Source organism: Virgisporangium ochraceum (assembly GCF_016863655.1).
In the GTDB taxonomy this organism is placed as follows: domain Bacteria; phylum Actinomycetota; class Actinomycetes; order Mycobacteriales; family Micromonosporaceae; genus Virgisporangium; species Virgisporangium ochraceum.
Genome location: NZ_BOPH01000015.1, coordinates 1 through 21,969, shown reverse-complemented (window position 1 = coordinate 21,969; position 21,969 = coordinate 1). Strand labels below are relative to the sequence as shown.

Annotated in this window: 21 protein-coding genes; 11 read left to right on the top strand and 10 right to left on the bottom strand. The window is 70.8% G+C overall.

Features of this window, described 5'->3' with window-relative positions:
- Positions 1–27: 27 nt before the first annotated feature.
- Positions 28–978 carry a phytoene/squalene synthase family protein gene (locus tag Voc01_RS04830; RefSeq protein WP_203926038.1) on the top strand — a complete coding sequence of 317 codons (951 nt, stop codon included), beginning with the start codon at positions 28–30 and terminating at the stop codon, positions 976–978.
- Positions 979–990: 12 nt separating this feature from the next.
- A complete protein-coding gene (locus Voc01_RS04825) occupies positions 991–2,274 on the top strand; it encodes a cryptochrome/photolyase family protein (protein WP_203926037.1) in 1,284 nt (427 codons plus the stop codon).
- Here the strand turns inward: Voc01_RS04825 and Voc01_RS04820 are convergent.
- Positions 2,261–2,950 carry an HAD family hydrolase gene (locus Voc01_RS04820; protein ID WP_203926036.1) on the bottom strand — a complete coding sequence of 230 codons (690 nt, stop codon included), beginning with the start codon at positions 2,948–2,950 and terminating at the stop codon, positions 2,261–2,263. The two genes, Voc01_RS04825 and Voc01_RS04820, sit on opposite strands and share 14 nt — an antisense overlap.
- Before the next feature lie 44 nt (positions 2,951–2,994).
- Between Voc01_RS04820 and Voc01_RS04815 the strand changes: the two genes are divergently transcribed.
- Complete coding sequence (locus Voc01_RS04815) at positions 2,995–3,198, top strand: hypothetical protein (protein WP_203926035.1); 204 nt, start codon at positions 2,995–2,997, stop codon at positions 3,196–3,198.
- Between the two features lie 126 nt (positions 3,199–3,324).
- Positions 3,325–3,714, top strand: a complete 390-nt coding sequence (locus Voc01_RS04810; RefSeq protein ID WP_203926034.1) for an SSI family serine proteinase inhibitor — start codon at positions 3,325–3,327, stop codon at positions 3,712–3,714.
- Between the two features lie 97 nt (positions 3,715–3,811).
- On the opposite strand, the gene Voc01_RS04805 is transcribed toward Voc01_RS04810, so the two are convergent.
- A complete protein-coding gene (locus tag Voc01_RS04805; protein ID WP_239159954.1) occupies positions 3,812–4,168 on the bottom strand; it encodes an STAS domain-containing protein in 357 nt (118 codons plus the stop codon).
- Between the two features lie 135 nt (positions 4,169–4,303).
- Positions 4,304–5,320, bottom strand: coding sequence for a YihY/virulence factor BrkB family protein (locus Voc01_RS04800; RefSeq protein WP_203926032.1), 1,017 nt, complete (start codon positions 5,318–5,320; stop codon positions 4,304–4,306).
- Between the two features lie 136 nt (positions 5,321–5,456).
- Here Voc01_RS04800 and Voc01_RS04795 point away from each other — a divergent pair, with 136 nt between their 5' ends.
- From Voc01_RS04795 to Voc01_RS04775, 5 genes are all read left to right on the top strand, one after another.
- The gene (locus tag Voc01_RS04795; RefSeq protein ID WP_373873784.1) at positions 5,457–6,104 is read left to right on the top strand and encodes a hypothetical protein; all 648 of its coding nucleotides are present in this window, start codon (positions 5,457–5,459) and stop codon (positions 6,102–6,104) included.
- Positions 6,105–6,215: 111 nt separating this feature from the next.
- The gene (locus tag Voc01_RS04790) at positions 6,216–6,905 is read left to right on the top strand and encodes a hypothetical protein (RefSeq protein WP_203926030.1); all 690 of its coding nucleotides are present in this window, start codon (positions 6,216–6,218) and stop codon (positions 6,903–6,905) included.
- A gap of 51 nt (positions 6,906–6,956) precedes the next feature.
- A complete protein-coding gene (locus tag Voc01_RS04785) occupies positions 6,957–7,712 on the top strand; it encodes a hypothetical protein (RefSeq protein WP_203926029.1) in 756 nt (251 codons plus the stop codon).
- 91 nt (positions 7,713–7,803) lie between these two features.
- Positions 7,804–8,496, top strand: a complete 693-nt coding sequence (locus tag Voc01_RS04780) for a dTMP kinase (RefSeq protein ID WP_203926028.1) — start codon at positions 7,804–7,806, stop codon at positions 8,494–8,496.
- A gap of 77 nt (positions 8,497–8,573) precedes the next feature.
- A complete protein-coding gene (locus tag Voc01_RS04775; protein WP_203926027.1) occupies positions 8,574–9,893 on the top strand; it encodes a serine/threonine-protein kinase in 1,320 nt (439 codons plus the stop codon).
- Positions 9,894–10,337: 444 nt separating this feature from the next.
- Here Voc01_RS04775 and Voc01_RS04770 read toward each other — a convergent pair whose 3' ends face one another.
- Entirely contained in the window at positions 10,338–11,357 is a 1,020-nt protein-coding gene (locus tag Voc01_RS04770; RefSeq protein WP_203926026.1) for a mechanosensitive ion channel family protein, read from the bottom strand.
- A 71-nt stretch (positions 11,358–11,428) separates the two neighbouring features.
- Positions 11,429–14,032, bottom strand: a complete 2,604-nt coding sequence (locus tag Voc01_RS04765; protein ID WP_203926025.1) for a glycoside hydrolase family 9 protein — start codon at positions 14,030–14,032, stop codon at positions 11,429–11,431.
- A gap of 89 nt (positions 14,033–14,121) precedes the next feature.
- On the opposite strand from Voc01_RS04765, the gene Voc01_RS04760 reads away from it, so the two are divergent.
- Entirely contained in the window at positions 14,122–15,150 is a 1,029-nt protein-coding gene (locus Voc01_RS04760; protein WP_203926024.1) for an AI-2E family transporter, read from the top strand.
- A 27-nt stretch (positions 15,151–15,177) separates the two neighbouring features.
- Here Voc01_RS04760 and Voc01_RS04755 read toward each other — a convergent pair whose 3' ends face one another.
- The 4 genes from Voc01_RS04755 to Voc01_RS04740 all read right to left on the bottom strand — a co-directional run bounded on the left by Voc01_RS04755 (position 15,178) and on the right by Voc01_RS04740 (position 20,026).
- Positions 15,178–15,423, bottom strand: coding sequence for a hypothetical protein (locus tag Voc01_RS04755; RefSeq protein WP_203926023.1), 246 nt, complete (start codon positions 15,421–15,423; stop codon positions 15,178–15,180).
- Between the two features lie 147 nt (positions 15,424–15,570).
- The gene (locus tag Voc01_RS04750; RefSeq protein WP_203926022.1) at positions 15,571–16,572 is read right to left on the bottom strand and encodes a hypothetical protein; all 1,002 of its coding nucleotides are present in this window, start codon (positions 16,570–16,572) and stop codon (positions 15,571–15,573) included.
- 80 nt (positions 16,573–16,652) lie between these two features.
- A complete protein-coding gene (locus tag Voc01_RS04745; protein ID WP_203926021.1) occupies positions 16,653–18,599 on the bottom strand; it encodes a vWA domain-containing protein in 1,947 nt (648 codons plus the stop codon).
- On the bottom strand, positions 18,596–20,026 hold the full coding sequence (locus tag Voc01_RS04740) for a sigma 54-interacting transcriptional regulator (RefSeq protein WP_203926020.1): 1,431 nt from the start codon (positions 20,024–20,026) through the stop codon (positions 18,596–18,598). Before Voc01_RS04740 ends, Voc01_RS04745 begins: the two co-directional genes overlap by 4 nt.
- A 373-nt stretch (positions 20,027–20,399) precedes the next feature.
- Here Voc01_RS04740 and Voc01_RS04735 point away from each other — a divergent pair, with 373 nt between their 5' ends.
- On the top strand, positions 20,400–21,761 hold the full coding sequence (locus Voc01_RS04735; protein WP_203926101.1) for an AMP-binding protein: 1,362 nt from the start codon (positions 20,400–20,402) through the stop codon (positions 21,759–21,761).
- Here the strand turns inward: Voc01_RS04735 and Voc01_RS04730 are convergent.
- On the bottom strand, positions 21,714–21,969 hold a 256-nt coding region (locus Voc01_RS04730; RefSeq protein WP_203926019.1), incomplete at its 5' end, for a hypothetical protein. The two genes, Voc01_RS04735 and Voc01_RS04730, sit on opposite strands and share 48 nt — an antisense overlap.

Sequence of the window (21,969 nt, the reverse complement as noted above, 5' to 3'; positions counted from 1 at the left end):
TCGATTGACGCGTCGATTGGAGCTGCGGTGGACCCCTTGACCAGCGCTTATGCCCGCTGCCGAGAACTGCACCGGGCGCATGGCCGTACGTACTACCTGGCGACGAAGCTGCTGCCCGCGTGGAAACGGCCCCACGTGCACGCCTTGTACGGCTTCACCAGGTACGCCGACGACATCGTCGACACCGGCGCCGACCTGACCCCCGCCGAGCGCGCCGCCCGGCTGGACGCCTGGTCGGCGCAGTTCCTCGCCGGCCTCGGCGGTGCGTCGATCGACGACCCGCTGCTGCCCGCGGTGCTCGACACGGTGCGGAAGTTCGACATCGACCTCGCTGATTTCGACGCATTCCTGCGCAGCATGTCGATGGACCTCACGGTCACCCGGTACCGCACCTACGACGACCTCCTGTCCTATATGGAGGGTTCGGCGGCGGTGATCGGCACGATGATGCTGCCGATCCTCGGCTCGGCCGATCCGGCGGCGGCGCGCGAGCCGGCCCGCGAACTCGGGCTCGCCTTCCAGCTGACGAACTTCATCCGGGACGTCGGCGAGGACCTCGACCGTGGCCGGATCTACCTGCCGCTCGCCGACCTGGAGCGGTTCGGGCTCACGCCGGCCGACCTCGAGGCGGCGGCCGCGTCGGGGCGGGCCACCCCGTCGATCAAGGAACTGGTCGCGTTCGAGGTGCAGCGGGCCCGCCTGCACTACGCCGCCGCCGCACCGGGAATCACGATGCTGGAGCGCTCGTCGCAGTCGTGCATCCGGGCGGCGTACTGCGTCTACGGCGCGATCCTCACCGAGATCGAGCAGCAGGACTACGACGTGTTCACCCGTCGGGCCGTGGTGCCGAAGCGCAAGCGGCTGCTCACCGCCGCGCGGTGCTTCGCCACGCGGTCCGGCCGCCCGGTCTCGGTGCCGGGCCGCCCGGCCGACCCGGGCCGCACACCCATCGCCGCCGCGTTGGCGGCTCTCCTCTAAGGACAATCCACAATGGACACTGCCGTCGTACTGTTCACCCGCGACCTCCGGGTGCACGACAACCCCGCCCTGCACGAGGCGTGCCGGACGGCGGCGAAGGTGGTGCCGTTGTTCGTGCTCGACCCGTCGGCACCCAGTTCGCCCAACCGGCAACGGTTTCTCCTCGAGTCGCTCGCCGACCTCCGGGAGTCGTTGCGCGGCAAGGGCGGCGACCTCGTGGTCCGCGAAGGCGACCCGGTCGAGGAGACGCTGAAGGTGGCGTCCGAAGTGGACGCCGACGGGATCGCGCTGGCCGCCGACGCCAGCCCGTACGCACACCGACGCGAGCGGCGCCTGGTCGAAGGTGCCGGACGCCGGTCGGTGAAGCTGTTCCCCGGCGCCACCGTGGTGCCGGCGGGCGACGTGCGCACGGGCGGCGGCGGCCACTACAAGGTGTTCACCCCGTACTGGCGGGCGTGGCAGGCGGCCCCGCACCGCGACGTCGTCGCCGCGCCGCGGAAAGTCGTTCTACCGGCGGGAATCGACCCGGGCAGGTTGCCGGAACCCGCTGCCGGTAGCGGCTTCGCGGCCGGCGGGGAGACCGCCGGCCGCAAGCGGGTCAAGGCCTGGCTGGGTTCGGTCGGTGACTACGACGACATCCACAACGACCTGCCGGGTGACGGCACGTCGCGGCTGAGCCCGTACCTCCACTTCGGATGCGTGTCGCCGCTCGACCTGGCGACGGCAGCGTCCACAAGGGACGGTGCGGAGCCGTTCGTGCGTCAGCTGTGCTGGCGCGACTTCTACGCGCAGGTGCTCGCCGCGTTCCCGGACCTGCGCACGAAGGCGTACCGCCCGGGCGCCGACGACACGTGGAAGAAGGACCGGAACGCGCTGGAGGCCTGGGAGTCCGGCCACACCGGAGTGCCCATTGTCGACGCCGGGATGCGGCAGCTCGTCGACGAGGGATGGATGCACAACCGGGCCCGCCTCGTCACCGCGTCCTATCTCACCAAGCACCTCGGCGTCGATTGGCGCAGCGGTGCGGCCGTGTTCATGCACCACCTGCTCGACGCCGACGTCGCTAACAACTACGGCAACTGGCAGTGGGTGGCGGGCACCGGCAACGACACCCGGCCCTACCGCCGGTTCAACCCGATCCGCCAGGGGCTGCGCTTCGACCCGGACGGCGACTACGTGCGCCGGTACGTGCCGGAGCTGGCCGACGTGCCGGGCAAGGCCGTCCACACGCCGTGGGATCTCGACGAAGCGACGCGCCGAGCGCTGAAGTACCCGGAGCCGCTCACTCTCGACTGAGCCTGCCGAAAATGGTTGATTTGTCGCCGAGTGAGGCGACGAGGTTCTCCAGCAGCTCGGCCGGGTCGGCGAAAACGGCCGTCGCGCCGGCGTCACGCAGTTCCGTGGCGCTGATTCCGCCGCACGTCACGCCGATGCATGGGATCGACAGGTTCGCGGCGGCGTACACGTCCCAGACCGCGTCGCCGACGAACACGACGTTCTCGGCCGACAGGCCGGTGCGGTCGAGCGCGGCCTGCACGATGTCGGGGTCGGGCTTGCTCTCCTCGGCGTCGCCCGCGTTGGTGGCGCCGGCCACCACGTCGTCCACGTTCAACGCCCGACGCAACGCCGCGAACTCGGGCGGCGCCGCTGACGACGCGAGCCCGACGGTGAGGCCCCGCTTCGCGCACGCACGCACGAGCTCGACGGCGCCGGGCTGTGGACGCAGCGAGTCCCAGAACTGGGCGTAGAGCGCCGAGTGTCCGGTTCGGAGGTCGTCGTCGTCGCTCTTGTCGCGGTCGTCGCCCAGCAACGCGTCGAGGATCTTGTCCGAGCCCATGCCGATCGCCCGGTGGATGCGCGCCATCGGGACGTCGTGGTCGTACCGCCGCAATGCCCGCCACCAGCAGACGGCGTGCAGGTAAGTGGTGTCGACGAGGGTTCCGTCGACGTCGAAGAGCACACCCCGGTTCATGTCGCGCTGTTTACCCCGGCGAATCGCGGGCAATCCGGTACGTCATGAGCAAACTGAACCCGGAGGACGGGCACCACCCGGGCGGGCCGGCCCCGTTCCAGACCACCGACGACGGGCAGCCCGACCCCGACGCCGACTTCGCCACCGAGCACGAGTCGACCTCCTACGCGAGCGAGCTGAGCGGCGGGCCGGAAGGGGCGCGTGAGGCGGAGAGCCCGCGCGGCCACGCCGGAATGGACCCGAGCTAGCAACCGGGTGTCATCCGTTCGGTCAGGTTGATGAGGGGAAGCGGACATAACGGTTGATAGCGGGTTGCCAACCGAGTGCTGACAAGTCACGCTATGTAGCGTCACAAGCACACGGGGGAGTTTCCAATGCGTCGCAACCTGATCGCCATCGCCACCACCGCCGCTGCCGCCTTCGTCGGCATCCTGCTCAGCTCGCAGCCCGCCGCTGCTGCGCCCGCCGCTGGCAAGGTGGTCATCACGGTCAAGGCGGCCGACGCCGCGGCTCGCTCCGCCACGCTCACCTGCGCCCCCGTCGGCGGGTCGCACACCGCGGCCGCCGAGGCCTGCGCCGTTCTCTCCGCCGCCAAGGGCAACCCGGCCGACATAACCCCGGCCGACGTCATGTGCACGATGGAGTACGCGCCGGTGAAGGTGAAGGTCGTCGGCAAGTGGAACGGCAAGACCGTCCGCTACACCGAGACCTTCAGCAACGGCTGCCGCACCAGCGCCGAGGGTGGCGCGCTCTTCCAGGTCTGACCAGTCTCCTGCCGCTCAAGAAGCCCTGTCGCTCAAGATAACGATGAGCCGCCCGCACACAATGCGGGCGGCTCATCGCTTTCGAGGGCTTGGGGGGTCAGCCGACAGGCTCCGGGCTGTCGCCGATCGGCTTCCGGGGACGGGGCGAGCCGAACAGGCCGACCACACCCGAGATGAACAGCTGCTTGTAGACGAACTCGCTCGGCTCGGCGACGACGAGCCGGGTGCCCCGGATGGCGGCGGTGTGATAGCCACCGACCAGTGCGCTAATGCCCACCGAGTCGACGAATGTGACGTCGCTCAGGTCGACTCTGATCAGGGCGGGTTCGTCGGCGGCGAAAGCCGCGTCGACCGCTCCACGGATCTCGGGTGCGGTCTCCAGGTCGATCTCCCCGTGCGGGACGATCTCGACCACTCCTCCGGGTAGCCGGCGGGTTGTGATCGAAAACTCCACCACAGTTCCTTCCGTCTGGCGGCACGCGCCGGCACCGGCTCCCCGGGGAGAGCCGGCGCCGCGTGTGGCATGCCGGGAAAGCGTGACTGTTGGCCCCACTCTTGGCCTCACTGTTGGCCTCATTGCGGGGCCGGCCTAACTCAGGTCCTGGTCTCGGCCTTTCTTCACCTTCCGGGTGTCGCGGAGCTCCACGAACGGCTCTTCGTCGTCGGGGTGACCCGCCTCGATCGCACGACCGCGCTCCAGCTCCGCGTCGAACTCAGCGCCCAAGAGTACCGCGATGTTGGAAACGTAGAGCCAGACCAGGAACGCGATGACGCCGCCCAGCGTCCCGTAGGTCTTGTTGTAGTTGGCGAAGTTGGCCAGGTAGAACGCGAAACCGGCCGACACGACGATCCAGAGGAACACCGCGAGCACCCCGCCCGGCGAGACCCACCGGAAGCTGCCGTGCTTGGCGTTCGGTGACGCCCAGTACAACAGCGCGAACATCAGGCTCACCAGGGCCACCAGCACCGGCCACTTCAGGATGTCCCAGGTCACCACCGCGCCCTTGCCGAGCCCGACCAGGTCGCCGACGCGTTCGGCGACGCCGCCGGTGAACACCACGATGAAGGCGCTGATCGCGAGCAGCACGCCGGTGGCGATGGTGACCGCGAGGCGGGTGGGGATCGTCTTCCATATCGGCCGGCCCTCGGGCACGTCGTAGATCGCGTTCGACGCGCGCATGAACGCGCCCACGTATCCGGACGCCGACCAGAGCGCGCCGAGGATACCGACGATCGCGATCGCGCCGGCGGAGCTCTGCGCGCCCTGCAGGTCGTCGATGAAGGACTTGATCGTGTTCGCGTAGCGGTCGGGGGCGACCTCGTCGACGGCGCGGTCCGCGGTGTTCTCGTCGCTCACGAGGCTGAACACGGACAGCAGCACGATGATGCCGGGGAAGATCGACAGGACGCCGTAGTAGGTGAGGGCGGCGGCCCAGTCGCTGAGGTTGTCGTCCTGGAACTCCCGGACGGTGCGCTTGAGGGTGCCGAACCAGCCCCGGCCGCCCAGTTCGGTGGGTTTGTCGGGCATTTCCTGTTCGGGTGGAAGATCCGGTTGTAGCGGGTCGTCGGCGAGTCGCTCGTTCTTCCGCTTCGATCGCAAGGCCATCGTGACTCCTCGTTCTACCAGCGGCTTTCGGCCTACCCGTCAGGTGGCGGGACTAACCAGCCGTGACCGATCGACGTCGCAATCGTGGCGGTCATCGATTAGAATGTGTGTACGAATAAGGGCTGCGGCAGAAGGAGTGCACATGCCCGTCACCGAGTCTCCGGCCCCCTACGCAACCCTCCTCGCGTTCGCCCGCTACGTGGGTCGAAGCGGCCCGGCGAAGGCTTCGTTCGTGGGTGGTCTGCGGCGGCAACGCCTCAGCCAATCCGGCTTCAATCCTCACGGTTCGCTGATCAAGGCGCTGAAGACCGACATCCAGTGGCGCACGCCGGGCACCCACCTCACCCAGGTCGTCAACGACGTCAAGCCGCGCTGGCGGCCGCTGTACGAAGCGCTGCTCCCCGGCGCACTGTCCTATTTGGACTCACTGGGTGATCCGGCCCAGGTGCACCTCGCCCAATCGCGTGACGCGCTGGCCGTCGTCGGCGGACTGCCAGTGAAGATCAACCCGCAGTTGGCGCTGCGGTACGACGACGGCCGGTCCGAGGCGGTCCGGCTCTACTTCGACCCCGAGCCGCCGGCGGAGGAGGCCCTGCTCGCCACCGCACACCTCATGGAGCGGTACATGGATCAGGTGCTGCCCCACGCGTCGGCGGTGATCGTCGACGTGCGGCGCGGCCTCGTGCACCGGCCGTCCCTCGACTCCCGGCAGGCGGCCGAGGTCGAGCGGTGGCTGGCCGGTGAGGCCGCCGCGTTCTCGGCCATGTGGTTGGTGCCCGCGTAGGTCGTACGTGCGGGGTTCGGGGCGCAGCGGCCCCGAACCCCGGCGCCGCCACCGGTTCGTCGGTAGTTTTTGTCCCACTTTAGGTAGTATTTTTATGTGATTACGCTGCGGGTGGGACTGGTGGCCGGGGGGATGGCGCTCGCCTTGGCCCTCGGAGGCGGGTGTTCGGCCGCCCGATTCGATGGAGCGGCCCGAGGGGCCGGTCCGGCCGTCCTCACGCAGGGCGAACTCACGTCCGCGCTGTTGCGCGTAGAGGATCTGCCGACCGGCTACACGGTGCAGCCCGCCGCGCCGGAGGCCTCGCCCAGCCCGACCGGCGGCGGGCAGGGCGGGTCCGTCGAGCCGTGTGCAGACGTCTTCGAGCAGCTCCGGGGTAGTGCGCCGGCCCTGAGTAGGGTGGCGTCGGCGTCGGCCCGCGTCGAGTTCGGCAAGGGCGACTACGGGCCGTTCCTCCAGCAGGTGCTGCTCAGCACGGGAGACCGTGCCGCCGTCGAGGCGGCGGTGAGCGCCTTCCGGCAGCTGCCGTCGCTGTGCAACGGGTTCACCGAGACCGACGAGCAGGGATCGTTCACCGTCAGGCTCGCGCCGGCCGAGAACATGCCCGCTCTGGGCGACGAGAGCGTGACCCTGAAACTCGACGCCAACGGACGGAGCGTCGACTTGGACGTCACTCTGAGTGGGTTCATGATTCTGCTCCGGAAAGGGTCGGTCGTCAGCGTTCTCATCCATTTCGGAATTCCGGGGGTCGATGCGGCCGAGACGGAGAAGATCGGGCGAGCGGCGGCCGCGCGCCTCGGTTAGGTGTTTGTTTCCCCACCTCACTGAGGGTTCCGGCGTGCTACCGTCCGCGCCATGACCAGCGGGGTCGACACCTTCAGCTCACAGCACGTCATGTGCGTCGTAGGGGCAGACCTCGATCTCGACAAGTGCGCCGAGATCGTCGCCGAGGTCGGTGGGCCGGGGTTCGACCTCGACACCGACTACTCGCAGCAGGAGCCCGATCCGCGAATGTCCGAGGCGTTCGACGTGTCCGCCGACCTGGTGGTGCCGAGCTTCACCGACGACGACCGGTCCGCCGTCGCGGAGCACCGCACGGTGGCCTACATCCTCGGACCGTCGACGCCGTCGTACGAGGCGTTCGCGGTGACCCGCCGGATGCTCGGCGTCGTGGCGGCCCTGCTCCAGAACGGCGGCACCGCCGCCAAGTCGGAGAGCAGCGGCATCGCGCACGGCCGCGACAGGTGGCTGCACCTCGCCTCGGTGGCCGCGTCCGCCAACGACCGGGCCACCCAGGCGCCGCCGTTGTACGCGGCGTTCGTCCGCCGGCCGCTGTCGAGCGGTCTCGTCTACTACAGCTGCGGCATGCACCTGATGGGCGAGGCCGACGTCGAGATCACCGCCGCCGACGACGACCGCGGCCTCGAGTGGATGGACGGCCTGGCCCGGTACCTCCTCATCGACCGGGGCTCGGCGCGCATCCGTGACGGCGACACGTTCGGCCTGCAGGCCGACAGCCCGCGCCGGGTGCTCCGGCACCGGGCCTGCAGCCGCTACCGCGACGACGACCTGTTCTACAACCCGTGGGGCTACTGGCGGCTGGCGGTCTGAACCGCCCGGGTTGCCGGCGGTTGGCTGGTCGGCGAACAGGTGACACCTTTTCGGGATCCGGCGGGTGGCGCCCCGGCGATACCGTTGATCGGTGACCACGAACGGGTCCCCCGGCCGATTACACGCTGTCGTCGCAATTGTCGGCGTCGATGGCGCCGGTAAGACGACCCAGGCCCACCTGCTCGCCGCGTGGCTCGCCGCGGCGGGGTATTCGGCCGACTACTGGCAGAACGCCGGTGGTCGACGCTGGTTCGGCCGGCTCGCGCAGTTCTTCGGTCGCCCCGACGCCCAGGCGCTGCTCGGAGTCGGCGGCATGCTGTTCGTGGAGTCGGTGCTCCGCTGGCTCGCGATCGCCCGGGCGCTGGTGCGGTCGCGCTTCCGCCGTCACATCGCGGTGATGGACCGCTACTCCTGGTGCCAGTACGCCAGCATCCGCGCGCACGCCAGCATGGCCGCGACGGTGCCGTCGCCCGACGGCCCGAGCCGGCGGGAACGCCGGGCCAGGCGGCTGTACGGGCTGTTCCGGGAGCCCGACCTCACCGTGTTCCTGGCGGTGCCGCCCGGCCGGGCCTGGACCCGGGTCGAGGAGCGCGGCACCGACCACGAGGACCTCGGATACCTGGCCGCCGCCGACGCGGCGTACCGGTCGCTGCCGGAGGCGGACCGGTTCGTGGTGATCGACGCGGATCGCGATCCGGCGTCGGTGCAGCGCGACCTGCGGCTCGCCGTGGCCGATCGGCTGGGCCTGCCCGGCGCTGACGTGGGTCCGTTGGTCGCGCCGTAACAGCATCTGCGCATCGGCACATTTCGCATCGAGTCAGATCTTTGCAATGCGGCCTGCCCGTGGTTAAGACTGGGCCAATGCTGTCGCCCGGATGCGAGCCCCTGCTCCGTGCCGACCCGCGAAAGATCGACAACTACCGCATTGTCGGTAGGCTCGGCGCGGGTGGGATGGCGACCGTCTACCTTGCCGAGCCCGACGGTCAGGCCGGTCGGCAGGTGGCCCTCAAGCTGGTCCACGAGCACCTGGCGGCCGACGCCGAGTTCCGGGCCCGGTTCGAGCGCGAGACCCAGCTCGCCGCCCGGGTACCGGCGTACTGCTCCGCGGCCCTCTTCGGTACCGGCGTCTACGACGACCGCCCGTACCTGGTGAGCGAGTACCTGGCCGGATCACCACTGCACCGGCTCGTCGAGGCCGAGGGTCCACTCGACCCGGGAAGCCTGCACAACGTCGCGGTGGGTATGGCCGCCGGGCTGACCACGATCCACGACCACGGCCTCATCCACCGCGACATCAAGCCCAGCAATGTCATCGTGACCAGGGGCGGTGTGCGGATCATCGACTTCGGCATCGCCCGCACGCTCGACACCACGACCAACTTCACCCAGTCGGGCTTCGTGATGGGCAGCCTCGGCTGGACCTCACCGGAGCAGCTCGAGGGCCGGTCGCCGACGCCCGCGATGGACGTGTTCGCGTGGGGGTGCGTGCTCGCGTACGCGGCCACCGGTCGCCACCCGTTCGGCGGCGACGACTCCGTGTCACGGTCGTGGAACATCCTCAACGGCGAGCCGGACCTCGACGGGGTACCCGGCAGCGTGAAGGACCTGGTGGCCGCCGCGCTCGACCGGAACACCGACAGCCGGCCGTCTGCCCAGGAACTGCTCCTCGGCCTGGTCGGTGCGACGGCGCCGGTGGTGAAGGTCCGCGCGGCGGCACCGCCGGCGGCCGGCCCGGTCGCGTCGATGGCTGAGTCGACGGACCGCCCGCGACGCCGTCGCCGGTGGGCGCTGCTCCTCGGGGTGCTGCCGTTCGCCGTCGCGGCGGCCGTCGCCCTGGCACCCACGTCCGGGACCGGCGTGATGGTGGACCGGCCGGTGTGGACCAACCCGTCGACGCCCGACGGGTCGGGACCCGGCGGCACCGGCACCCCGCAGCCGGGCGACCAGCCCGGATTCGGGCGCACCCCCGACCTCGCGCCCGGTGGCGAGGGTGCGACGGCGGGTACGGGCGGGCCGGGTGCGACTGCCGTTCCGCCCGCGTCCGGCGGCCAGACCGCAACCGCGCCTAACGGCAACGGGAACGGCAATGGCAACGGGAACGGTCAGGGCAACGGCAACGGGAATGGCAACGGCAACGGTCAGGGCAACGGCAACAAGCCGTCGAAGTCGCCGAAGGGCTGAGGTCTCAGAAGGCTGAGGAGGCCGGGGAGGCCGGGGAGGCCGGGGAGGCGCGGAGAGCGCGGGAACTCAGAGGGCCGGCGCGGGGAGCGCGGCGAGCGACCATTCGAGTTCACGGGTGATGGGACGCTCGCGCCGGGGCGCGGGACGGGCATCTGAGTGGACGGCCGGACCGCGGCGGCTGAGTCGCGCGATCAACCGGGCGAACTGGCGACGGAATTTTGCACTCGACACGCATCAAGGTTACGAGCGGGACCTCGTCCGGCAGCACGGCCGATCGGTGGAGAAGCCTGGCCGTCAGTCACAGTAACCCGTGCACCTTCGGCGACGGGTTCGCCGCGCACGTCTCGAACCCCGGCGCCGATCTTGCAGTTGTGGCCCGGGTCGAACCGGGCGGAACCGCCATGAAAGGGCGGGCACGACTGCAAGATCGGCGCGAGAGAGCGGTTACTCCGGGTCGCGGGTCGGGGGGATGACCTGCGTGGGTTGATCACTGATCGGAGTCGCACCCGGCGCTGTTGTACCCGGCGCTGTTGCCCCGGGCGCTGGGCGCTGGGTCGGCGCCGGGGTCGCGGGCGGGGGGACCGGCTGGGTCGGCTCCGGGGTGCCCGACGGCCGGACCGCCTGGAGGTGGTCGATCGGCGTGGCCGGCTGGGTGGTCGCGGTACCGGTCGCGAAGACCGGGGCCTGCCGCTCCGGTGCAGGAACCGGGGCCGGTCCCGCCGGGGCCACCGGCCGGGCGGCCGACTGGCTGGCCTGGTACGCCTTGGCGTGCTGCGCGATCGTCTGCGACTCGGTGGCCGCCCGGTCGAGCCAGCCCTCCCAGCGGCTCTGCATCGGCCGCACCAGGCCTCCGCCGACCCCGACGATGATCACGCCGGCGATCGTGGCCAGCACCGCGATCAGCACCGGGGTGGTGACCGTGGTGGCGACACCGATCTGGTTCAGCGCGGCGATCACGCCGAGGCCGATGATGAAGTACGCGGCGACGTTCGCCAGCAGCCGGCCGTACGACAGCCCGCCGAGCGCATTGGAGACCAGGTCCTTCACCGCTGCCGCGATCGCCGCCGCGATCACCACGATGATGATCGCCACGAACGCCTGCGGCAGCCACGCCACCACCCGCGAGATCAGGTCGGACACCGGGTTCGGCCCCCAGACCCCGAACGCCAGCTGCAGCGTGAACAGCAGGATCGCGTAGTAGACCAGCTTGGCGACGATGTCGCTGGCGTCGTACTTGCTGCGGGCGAGCGCGGCGCGGATACCGCCCCGCTCCACCCAGCGGTCGAAACCGACCCGCTCGAGCACCTTGTCGGTGAGCTTGCGTGCCAGCTTGGCCACGAAGTAGCCGACCACGAGGATCAGCAGGAACAGAAGCGCCTTGGGCAGGAACAGGAGGAAGCTCCGCAGCATGTCGCTGAGGCCGCCCTCGACGTCCACAGTGGACGACGCGACGATATCGGTCATTGGTTCCTCCGGGAATGAGGGGGTAAGGCGTCAGACGCCTTACCCCCACCCCGAATCGACCAAACGGTGCCCTACCTGCAGGCACTACCGTTCAGCTTGAACAACGACGGCGACGCGTTCGCCAGTCCCGCCGCATTTGTCGCAACCAGGCCGACTATCGCTGTCTGGCCGCGCGCGAGGCGTCCACCCGAAAGGGTGACCGACGCCGCGACCTGGCTCTGGGCGGCGCCGACAGCGCCGACCACCCGCTGACCGCCCGAGTAGGCGTACGACAGCGACCACTCACGCAGCGCCGCGCCGGTGTTGGTGACCGTCACGACCGCCACGAACGGGCTGCCCGGCACGTCGATCGACGTGTACGTGACCTTGCACGAGTCGGTCGACGGGGCCGGACCGCCGTTGTCCTGGTCGGCGACGAACGCCGCGACCCACGACAACGTCGAACCCCAGTTGATCGCGATCTCGTTGGTCGACCACGAACCGATGTCGTCGATGTAGCACCACTGCGGGCGTGACTCGCAGCCCGGCAGCTTGTCGGCGGCCACCGGGTCCCAGGTCGAGGTGACCGAGTTCGGCCCGCCGGCGATGCTGCCCACCGGCGGCTTCGGCATGTCCGGGTTGATCGAGTTGGCGAACCACCGGCTGTGCATCGCCTGCGAGTGCTGCTCGCCGTACCCCGTGACGTACGACTGGTTCAGCGCGTTGCGGCCGAGGATGTAGTCCATGCCCTCGATCACCGCGTCCCGGTACTTCCGGTCGTTGGTGAGGTCGAACGCGGTGGCGATCACGACCAGGTTGTTCAGCACCGTGCTGTTCGAGCCCCAGTCGAAGATGTTGTTCTCCGGCACGAACGACAGGCCCCACGGGTTGTTCCGCACGTTGGCGACGTACCTGTTCGCACCGGCGACCACACTCGCGGCGACCTTGTCGCGGCCCGGCAGCTTGTTCGGAACCGTGGCCAGTTCGAGCCGTGCCACCACCGCCACACTCGGCCACGCGAAGCTGCGGTCGGTGAAGACGTCGGCGGAGTGGTGCGGCGACGCGAGAACGTAGTCGCGGTACTCGGCGGCGCCGGTGGTGATGAACAGCTCCGCGGCGGCCCAGTAGAACTCGTCGGTGACGTCGGTGTCGTCGTACGGTCCACCGCCGACCCCACCGGCCGGTGCGTAGATCGCCGGGTTGGCCAGGGCGGCCTTCCAGGCGGTCTTCGCCGCGGCGAGCGCCTTCGCCGAGAACGCCGGGTCGTACGGCGCGTACAGGCGGGCGGCCTGTGCGGCGGCCGCGGCCAGGTTCAGCGTCGCGGCCGTCGACGGCGGCTGCAGGTACCGCGGCTGCGGGTCGAGGTGCGGCCACAGCGGCAGCCCGGTCCACGCGGCATCGTGGATCTTGTGGTGGACCATTCCGGCGAGCGGCTTGCCGGCCGGCACCTGCATCTTCAGCAGGAACTCGAGCTCCCAGCGGGCCTCGTCGAGCACGTCGGGAACGGCGTTGCCCGCCTCGGGAACACGCAGCGTCGCGGGTGCCTGCGCGGTGCGCGCCGTCTTGGTCCGCTCGAAGTTGCTCATGACCTGGTGCACGGCCAGGCCGCCGTTCACGACGTACTTGCCGTGGTCGGCGGCGTCGTACCAGCCACCGGACACGTCGAGCGAGTAGTCACACGTCCCCGGCGCGCAGGGAACGCTGATGTCGCCCTGGTTCGGCGCGACACCGATGTGCCCGGCGGGCCGGCCGTAGCCGGGTGCGATCGCGTCGTCGATCGCGATGCCGCTGCGCCACGGGTAGTAGACGCTCAGCGAGTCGACCTTGAGCCGGTCGTACGCGCTCGAACCCAGGTCGAACGGGTGGCTGGTCTCGCCGTCGGCGACGAGGGTGAAGCCGGTGCCGGCCTTCGTGTACCTGGTGAAGTCGATGGTGTGGACGTTCAGGCCGCTGGTGCGCTCGGCGCCCGCCGGGGTCGAGGTCCCGGAGGCGACGCGCTTTCCGTTCTGGTTCAGCTGCCACGGGACCGGGGACGCGCTGTCGGTGACCAGCGTGGCCTTCTTCGGGCCGTTCGGCAGGTAGCCGACCTGGTTGACCCGCACCCGCGGGCCGGTCTCGGGCTCGTACGGCGGCTCTGCCACGCCGCCGGTGAGGCTGACGTTGTCGATGCACAGCGTGTAGGCCTCGCCGAGGGCGCCCGCCTGGATCGCGAACTGGCCGTTGCTCGTGCTGAAGCCGGCCGTGAAGAAGTACTCGAAGGTGTTCGGCGTCGTGGTGATCGCCGGCCTCGTGTCGAGGGCGGTCGGCCAGGGGTCGGCGTTCTCCTGGACCAGCGTGCGCGGGTTGACCGCCCGGCTGGCGTGCGCCGTGAACGCGAGGCGGTAGCCCTCGCCCTGCACGAGGTCGATGTCGTTCTGGCCGAGGATGGCGTCCCACGGGTTCGCGGTGCCGGCGGGGATCTCGGCACACAGCTCACCGTTGACCACCGCGATCGGGGCGTTGGCGGTGGACCACCACGGCGCGGAGCCGCTGTCGAAGGTCCCGTTGACGATCTGCTCCGGGCCGGGTTCGGCCAGAGCGGGCCCCGTGAGCAGGGCCGAGGTGACGAGTGTTGTGAGGGTGACGCAGAGGGCAGCGCGAGTTCTCAAGAATGGCCTCCCGTGCGGCGGAAGAGGTATGGGAGCGCTCCCAGACATGTTTCGCTGCACGGTGGCCAGTGTCAATGTATTGATGCGATCTACTTACTGCCAGGGGGTCCACTTTGCTGCCGTCATGGCTTCGCCGATTGGCTCTGTACGGCGTCTGCGTCCTGATCTTCGCCGGTGTCGTGTTCGTGACGTCGCACGTGCTCGCGCTGCTGACGCCCGTGGTGCTGGCGATCGCGGCGGCGCTGCTCCTCGCCGCGCTCTTCGAGCCGCTGGTGCACCGGCTCACCCGGGCCCGGGTGCCGCGGTGGCTGGCCGCGCTCGTCTCCGTGCTCGGCGGGCTGGTCCTGGTGACCGGCACGCTGGTGCTGGTCGGAATCGCCGCCGCCGACGAGGCCACCAAGCTCGCCACGCAGGCGGCGTCGGGCATCGAGGAGATCCAGCGCTGGCTGGTCGAGGGGCTGGGGCTGAAGGAGGAGCAGATCGGCCGGCTCCAGGCGCAGCTGACCGAGCGGCTGCAGGGCTCCGGAACGGCCGGTCTGCAGGGCGCGGCGACCGTCCTGGAGGTGCTGGGGTCGGCGCTGCTGGCGCTCGTCCTGTTGTTCTTCATCCTGAAGGACGGCCCGAGCGGGTGGGCCTGGTTCCTGCGCGCGTTCAGGGCCGACACTCGGGAGAAGGCCGACCGCGCCGGCCGGGCCGGCTGGGACACGCTCACCGGTTACGTGCGGGGGATCGCCCTGATCGCCGCCATCGACGCGATCGGCATCAGGGTGGCGCTGCTGCTGATCGGCGTGCCACTGGCGCTACCGCTGGCCGTGCTGACGTTCCTGGCCTGCTTCGTGCCGATCCTCGGCGCGACGTTCGCCGGGGTGATCTGCGTGCTGGTCGCGCTGGCGGCCCACGGTCCCACCGACGCCCTCCTCGTGCTGGCGGCGGTGATCGTGGTGCAGCAGGCGGAGGGCAACCTGCTGGAACCCCTGATCATGGGCCGCGCGCTACGCCTGCACCCCGCCGTCGTCCTGATAGCCGTCGCGGCGGGCTCGCTGATCGCCGGAATCGGTGGCGCCCTGCTGGCGACGCCGTTGGTGGCGGTGCTGTACCGGATGGTGCTCGCGGTGAACAGCCCGGCCGAGGCCCCGGGGACGGTCTCGTTGGAGAAACCCGCGTGATCGTGGTGCATCGGCGGAGCCGGTCGGTCACGGTTGCCGGCGCCTGTCGCTAGACGCGCGCGTCCCAGACGCCCGCACCGACGCCGCTGACGGGCGACCGCCCGACGGGCACGTCACGTCGACGATGCCCGCGACCGCCATCGCCGCGTCGTCCCAGTACAGGAAGCACGTGTTCAGGCCGCGGAGCTGTGTGAGCAGGAACCGGCCCGACCGCGGGCCGCTGTCTCCGGGCAGGTCACGCAGCCGCTCGGCGCCGAAGGCGTCGACGAGCATCTTGTGGACCACGCCGGCCGTGCCCAGGTCCGGCCGGGCCCATCGCGCCAGGTGACGCCGCGTTCCGTGACCCGATCCAGCGCCGGCCGACCGACTCCATGCCGGTGCAGCGTAGGGCCGGAAACGGACCGGAACCGACGCGGGCCGTCAGCCGCGGGACTGCCAGAACGTGGTGACCGTCGCCGGCGTCGTCTTCGGGTCCTTCCGGCACGGGGCGAAGGCCCAGGCCGCGACCGCCACGGACTCGTCGTCCCAATACACCATGCAGTGCTGCGGGAAGTCGGCGACCATGAACATGCCGGAGCGCGGGCCCGCCAGTCCCGGCTGGTCCTTCACCTTCTCGGCACCGAAGACGTCCTTGATGGACTTGTGGTCCATGCGCTGGTGCTGCCGGTTGTCCCAGGCCACGAACATGATCTTGTCGAAGCCGCCGGCCTTCTGCCAGCCGTCGCGCAGCTCGCAGTAGTACATCTCGTCGATCACGATCCCGACCGGCGGCACCGGGTAGAACGAGTACTGGTGCCGGACGTCCTCCGTGCACGACTTCAGGTCGTTCCACCAGGGCCGGGCGAAGCTGCGCACGAGATAGGGCAGGCCGGCGACCGTCTCCGGAGCGGCGGCCACCGGCGCCGGCGACCCCGACGTCGTACCCAGCGCGTTGTTCTCGGGGGTCGAGAGCACCGCGCCGGCGGTCGTCTCGTCCCACCACTGCGTCACCTTGTCGGCGTTCCAGCCGTCGGGCATGTCCAGCTGGATCGAGACGATCTTCAGGTCGTCGCGCCAGTTGAGGCCGCGGTCGTCGACCCGCAGGAGACCGCCGTTGCGCGGCCCCCACACCTGGTAGATCTCGGCGCTCGACGCGGGAACCCGGTCGGTGGGCGTGCGGTGCTGGGTGAAGACGATCGGGCCCGGGGCACCCGCCGCCGGCTCACACGTCGTATCGGTCCACGCCGACCCGACGCGGTCGAGCTCACAGGCGCCGAGCTGGGCCTTGAACGGTGCCGAGGCCCGCTGCAGCGCCGCGGTCGGGAACGGGTCGCGCTGCGACCGGGCCGAGTCGCCGTCGCGGGTCAGCCGCCAGACGACGAGCCCGGCCACCGAGCACACCAGCGTCACACAGACCGCGATCGTCCCCAAGATGACCGCCACGCGGCGGCCCGATCCCCCCGTATTCACAGCCGTGCATCTTAGCCGTGGGTGGGAGCCCTGACCGGGGCTCCCACCCACGGCTATGCAGCCCGGCTGCGACGCCCCCTCCTGGCCCGCATGTAGTCGCTGACCACGTACTGCCCCAGGTCGTCGACGTCCGGGGTGAAGACGCGGCCGCCGCTGCGCCGGGCCACCGCGTCGACGAACCGGCGCAGCCCCGGGTCCTCGCCGAGCATGAACACGTTCAGCGTTGCGCCGTACCGGGTGAGATGGTCGACCTCGCGCACGGTCAGCGCGACCGTCTCGTGCAGGGGCGGCCAGTGGAACACCGGCTCGCCGTCCTCTTCGAGATGGGCGGTCGGCTCGCCGTCGGTGACCACGAGCACCACCGGCTCGGCGTCGGAGTGCTTGCGCAGGTGGTGGCCGGCCAGCTTGAGCGCGTGATGCAGGTTGGTGCCCTGCACCATGTCGGGGTCGACCGCCGCGAGCTCGCCCTGCGACAGCCGCATCGCGTACCGGCCGAAGCCGATGATCTGCAGCGCGTCCTGCGGGAACTTCGTCGCCACCAGGTGCGACAGCGCCAACGCGGTCTGCTTCATCGGACCCCAGCGGCCCTCGGCCACCATCGAGAACGACAGGTCGACGCACAACGCCACCGCGGCCGAGGCGCGCCGCTCGGTCTCGGCGACCTCGAAGTCGTCGACCTTGAGCCGGATCGGACCCGGCCGCTGCACCGCGTTCGTGACCGTGCGGACCACGTCGAGCGGCTGTTCGTCGCCGAACTCCCAGCGCCGTGACGCGCCCGTCAGCTCGCCGGCCGCACCGGCGCTGCGCAGGTCGTGCTGTCCGCGACGGCCCGACTCCAGGTGCGCGAAGACGTGCCGCAGCGCCGTGCCACCGAGCCGGCGCAGCGCCTTGGGGCTGAGCCCGAGGCCCTCCGCGCCGCGCTCGAGCCAGCCCTGGCGGCGCAGCTCGCGTTCGAGCTCCTGCAGCCGGCGGACCTCGTCGGCGGCGTCGCGGCCGAGCTGGCGGGTCACCCCCTCGACGTCGATGTCGTCGAGGGTGGCGCCGGGGTGCTGCTGGCCCAGCTGGTCGAGCAGGTCGTCGAGGTCGGCGATGTCGCCGAGGGCGCCGGTCGCCTCGCCGTAGCCGAGCTCGCCCTCGCCGCGGACGCGTTCACGCCGGTCCCAGTTCAGGTCGGGGCGCAGCGTGCGCAGGTTGGCCGACAGGGCCGCCAGCTCGCCGTCGAGGTCGGCGTCGCCGAGGGCCTGTGCCATCAGACCGGCCAGCTCCTGCCGCTGCTCCGGGGTCAGCGACCGCATGAGCCGCTCCGCGGCCGCCGCCCGGCGCGCCAGGGTGTCGATCAGCTCGTCGATGTTCTGCGGCTGCTCCGGGAAGAAGTCGCCGTGCTTCCGCATGAACTCGTTGAACGCGTCGCCGGTGTCTTCGCCGCGGGCGTGCTTGCCGAGCAGGTCGTTGAGGTCGCCGAGCATCTGCTTGATCGCGGCGCCTGCCTCGGGACCGGCGTTCTGTAGCGCCTCCTTCATGCCGGCGAAGCGCTGCTCCAGCACGTCGTTGCGCAGCCCGTCGAGGATCTGCTGGTAGATCTGGCGGGCCTCGGCGCTGGCCCAGTCGTAGTTCTGCAGTTCCTCGACCGCCCGCGCCGTGGAGCGGGGCAGGTTGTCGAGCTGCGCCTCGGCGAACCGGGCGTTGTCGTCGTCGCGCTGGGCCAGCTCCTCGCGCTCGGCGGCCAGCGCCTGGTCGAGCTGGGCCTGTGCCCGGGTGACCGCGCCGTCGAGGTTGCCGCGTCGCATCGCCTCGCGGCGCAGCCTCCTCGCCCGGGCCAGGAGGTCGTCGAGGCCCCGCCCGCCCTCGGGACCGCGCCGGAGCAGGTTGCGGAGCGCGTCACGCAGGCTGCCGCCGGCGAGCACTTCCGCACCGACCTGGTCGACGGCGGCCCGCACGTCGTACGGCGGGGCGAGCGGGTCGGGCCCGCCCTTCCACGCGCCGTAGCGGTTGATCGTCATCGTGACCCGTACACGGTGCGGCCGTCGTCGGTGAGGTCCTTCGACAGCCTCCTCGACAGGTGCAGGCCCTCCAGCACGAACTCGATGCCCGACGCCGCCTGACCGGCGGTGGGCGCGTCGCCGAAACCGAGCCGGTCGAGCACCTTGGCCAGCCCCGGCACGGTGCCCACCTGCTGGAGCACGTCGCGGGCGGCGACCAGCTCACCGGTCTCGATCACCTGGTCTTCGGCCACGAGCCCGGTGAACCCGCTGAGGTCGATGCCGGCCAGCCGGGCCCGGAACGTCTCCGCGGTGGCGGTGCGCAGCAGGTGCGCGAGGATCTCGGTTTCCCGTCCCTCTTCACCGCTCTCGAACTCGACCTTGCCGCGCAGCGTGCTGGTGACGGTGACGGCGTCGCCGATGCGCGCCACGGCCTCGGTCTCGTCGAGCAGCGCGTGCCGGCGCAGGGCCGACGCGGCGATGGTCTCGGCCGCGGCGATCGCGAACCGGGCCGACACGCCCGAGCGGGCGTCGACGGCCGGCGCCTCGCGGACCGCGCGGGTGTACCGGGCGACGACCTCGAGCAGGTGGTCGGGCACCTCGGCGACGAGCGCCGCCTCCTGACGCATCAGGTCGATCTCGAAGTCGAGGTCGAGCGGGTAGTGGGTGCGGATCTCGGCGCCGAACCGGTCCTTCAGCGGCGTGATGATGCGGCCGCGGTTGGTGTAGTCCTCCGGGTTGGCGCTGGCGACGAGCAGCACGTCGAGCGGCAGCCGCAACTGGTAGCCGCGGACCTGGATGTCGCGCTCCTCCAGGACGTTGAGCAGCGCCACCTGGATGCGCTCGGCCAGGTCGGGCAGCTCGTTGACCGCGAAGATGCCCCGGTTGGTGCGCGGCACCAGCCCGAAGTGGATCGTCTCGGGGTCGCCGAGCGTGCGGCCCTCGGCCACCTTGATCGGGTCGATGTCGCCGATGAGGTCGCCGACGCTGGTGTCGGGCGTGGCGAGCTTCTCGCCGTACCGCATCGAGCGGTGCAGCCAGGCGATCTTCAGGCTGTCGCCGTCTTCGCGGGCGGCCCGGACCGAGGCCGGGCTCACCGGGTGGAACGGGTGCTCGTTGAGCTCGGAGCCGGCGATCACCGGGGTCCACTCGTCGAGCAGGGAGATCAGGGACCGGATGACGCGGGTCTTGCCCTGGCCGCGCTCGCCGAGCAGCACCAGGTCGTGGCCGGCGAGGAGGGCACGCTCGAGTTCGGGCAGCACCGTGGCGTCGTAGCCGACGATGCCCTCGAACCTGGGCTGCCCGGCGCGGATGCGGGCCAGCAGGTTCTCGCGCAGCTCCGCCTTGACCGTGCGGTACCGGTGACCGGTCGCACGCAGCTCGCCGACGGTCCGGGGAAGGTCCGCGGGCGGCTGGGGCAGAACAGGCTGAGCGGAGGCGTGTGTCACCAATCGAACCTAGCCCGCTGATGTGCCGAACGTGCGAACCAAAGTCCGTTCGCTTGAAGCGAAACGGACGAGGGTACCCCCTCCCCCCGTCCAGACTTCCGCCACCGCCGTGACAATTCCGAGACAATCACGGAGCGCATACAAGTGAGCACGCATACAGTTCCCCCGACACGTCGTTCCACCAAGGGGGCACAGTGGGGAAAGACCGTGAACCGCTACTGAAGGACCGGTCGTCCGCGGCCGATGCCACCCACCGCCAGCCGGACATCGTGGCCTGCACCTCGCGATCCGGACACCTCGTCGACGCCAAGCCGGAACGTCGCTCCCCGCAGCTTTAGTGGTATTCAGGTCGCCGGTCGCCTGTTCAAATGTGCTGGTGCGTTCCCTTCTGCCAGAGGTTCCGGCCGACAACACCCTCACGGTCGACGGTCAGACGCTGACCCACGCCGGCCTCTACTCGGCGGCCGCCGCCCTCGCCGCCCGGTTGACGGGCAGCGGCCCGGTGGCGGTGATCGCCCACCCGACGCTCGACACGGTGGTCGCGGTCGTCGCGGCCCAGCATGCCGGTGTGCCGGTGGTGCCGGTCCCGCCCGACTCCGGTCCGGCCGAGCTGACGCACATCCTCACCGACAGCCGGGCGACCCTCCTCCTCGGCAGTACGAGCGACCCGCCGGTGCCCGGCTTCGAGACCATGCCGATCCGCACCGACGGCCCACCCGCGCCGGCCACCCCTGCGGCGCCCGGCGACACCGCGCTGATCCTGTACACCAGCGGCACCACCGGCGCGCCCAAGGGCGCGGAACTGTCGTCGAGGGCCATCGCCGCCGACCTCGACGCCCTGGCCGAGGCCTGGCAGTGGACCCCCGAAGACACGCTCGCCCACGGTCTCCCGCTGTACCACGTGCACGGGTTGGTGCTGGGCGTCCTGGGCGCGCTGCGCACCGGCTGCCGCCTCGTGCACACCGGCCGTCCCCTGCCCGCCCGCTACGCCGCGGCCGGGGCGACGCTGTACTTCGGGGTCCCGACGGTCTGGTCCCGGATGGTCGCGAGCCCGGCGTGCGCGCGGGCCCTGCGCCCGGCGCGCCTTCTGGTGTCGGGCTCGGCGGCGCTGCCGGGCCCGGTGTTCGCCGGGCTGCGCGCGCTCACCGGCCACCGCCCCGTCGAGCGCTACGGGATGACCGAGACACTGATCACCGTGAGCGCGCGTGCCGACGGTCCGCGCCTCCCGGGCTGCGTCGGCACCGCACTCGCCGGCGTCGAAACCCGCGTCGTGCCCGAACCCGGCCATGCCGTCGGCGAACTCCAGGTCCGCGGAAACACGCTCTTCAATGGATACGCACATCGTGGTGCAGCCACTCAAGAGTCCTTCTCGCGTGATGGTTGGTTCCGAACCGGCGACGCGGCAACCATCGACGCCGATGGCGTGCACCGGATCCTGGGCCGGATGAAGAGCGACCTGATCAAGAGTGGCGGCTTCCGGATAGGCGCCGGCGAGGTGGAGGACGCCCTCCTGACCCACCCGGCCGTGCACGAGGTGGCGGTACTGGGCCGCCCCCACTCCGACCTGGGGGAGGAGATCGTGGCCTTCGTCGTGGCCGACCGGGTGACGGCCGACGCCCTGATCTCCCACGTGGCCACCACGCTGTCGAACCACAAACGCCCGAGGCAGGTCGTGTTCCTGGACGCCCTACCCCGCAACCAGATGGGCAAGGTCCAGAAACACCGCCTCGGATAGCGGCACCACCCGCCCGCCACGCACGGCCCTACATAAACGACGCTCGATCCAGTGCGCTTCTGGGGCGGAAACGCACACTGGATCGAGCGTCGTCAAATCGAAGGCCCCCGCCCTGCCCTGCTCCGCCGCGCCCTGCTCCGCCGCGCCCTGCTCCGCCGCGCCCTGCTCCGCCGCGCCCTGCTCCGCCGCGCCCTGCTCCGCCGCGCCC

Bases quoted from the DNA above. Each gene is read 5' to 3' on its own strand.
- Voc01_RS04820 (WP_203926036.1), bottom strand. From the start codon at position 2,950: ATGAACCGGGGTGTGCTCTTCGACGTCGACGGAACCCTCGTCGACACC.
- Voc01_RS04800 (WP_203926032.1), bottom strand. From the start codon at position 5,320: ATGGCCTTGCGATCGAAGCGGAAGAACGAGCGACTCGCCGACGACCCG.
- Voc01_RS04745 (WP_203926021.1), bottom strand. From the start codon at position 18,599: ATGACGATCAACCGCTACGGCGCGTGGAAGGGCGGGCCCGACCCGCTC.
- Voc01_RS04755 (WP_203926023.1), bottom strand. From the start codon at position 15,423: ATGCTCGTCGACGCCTTCGGCGCCGAGCGGCTGCGTGACCTGCCCGGA.
- Voc01_RS04815 (WP_203926035.1), top strand. From the start codon at position 2,995: ATGAGCAAACTGAACCCGGAGGACGGGCACCACCCGGGCGGGCCGGCC.
- Voc01_RS04810 (WP_203926034.1), top strand. From the start codon at position 3,325: ATGCGTCGCAACCTGATCGCCATCGCCACCACCGCCGCTGCCGCCTTC.
- Voc01_RS04785 (WP_203926029.1), top strand. From the start codon at position 6,957: ATGACCAGCGGGGTCGACACCTTCAGCTCACAGCACGTCATGTGCGTC.
- Voc01_RS04765 (WP_203926025.1), bottom strand. From the start codon at position 14,032: ATGTCTGGGAGCGCTCCCATACCTCTTCCGCCGCACGGGAGGCCATTC.
- Voc01_RS04825 (WP_203926037.1), top strand. From the start codon at position 991: ATGGACACTGCCGTCGTACTGTTCACCCGCGACCTCCGGGTGCACGAC.
- Voc01_RS04775 (WP_203926027.1), top strand. From the start codon at position 8,574: ATGCTGTCGCCCGGATGCGAGCCCCTGCTCCGTGCCGACCCGCGAAAG.
- Voc01_RS04770 (WP_203926026.1), bottom strand. From the start codon at position 11,357: ATGACCGATATCGTCGCGTCGTCCACTGTGGACGTCGAGGGCGGCCTC.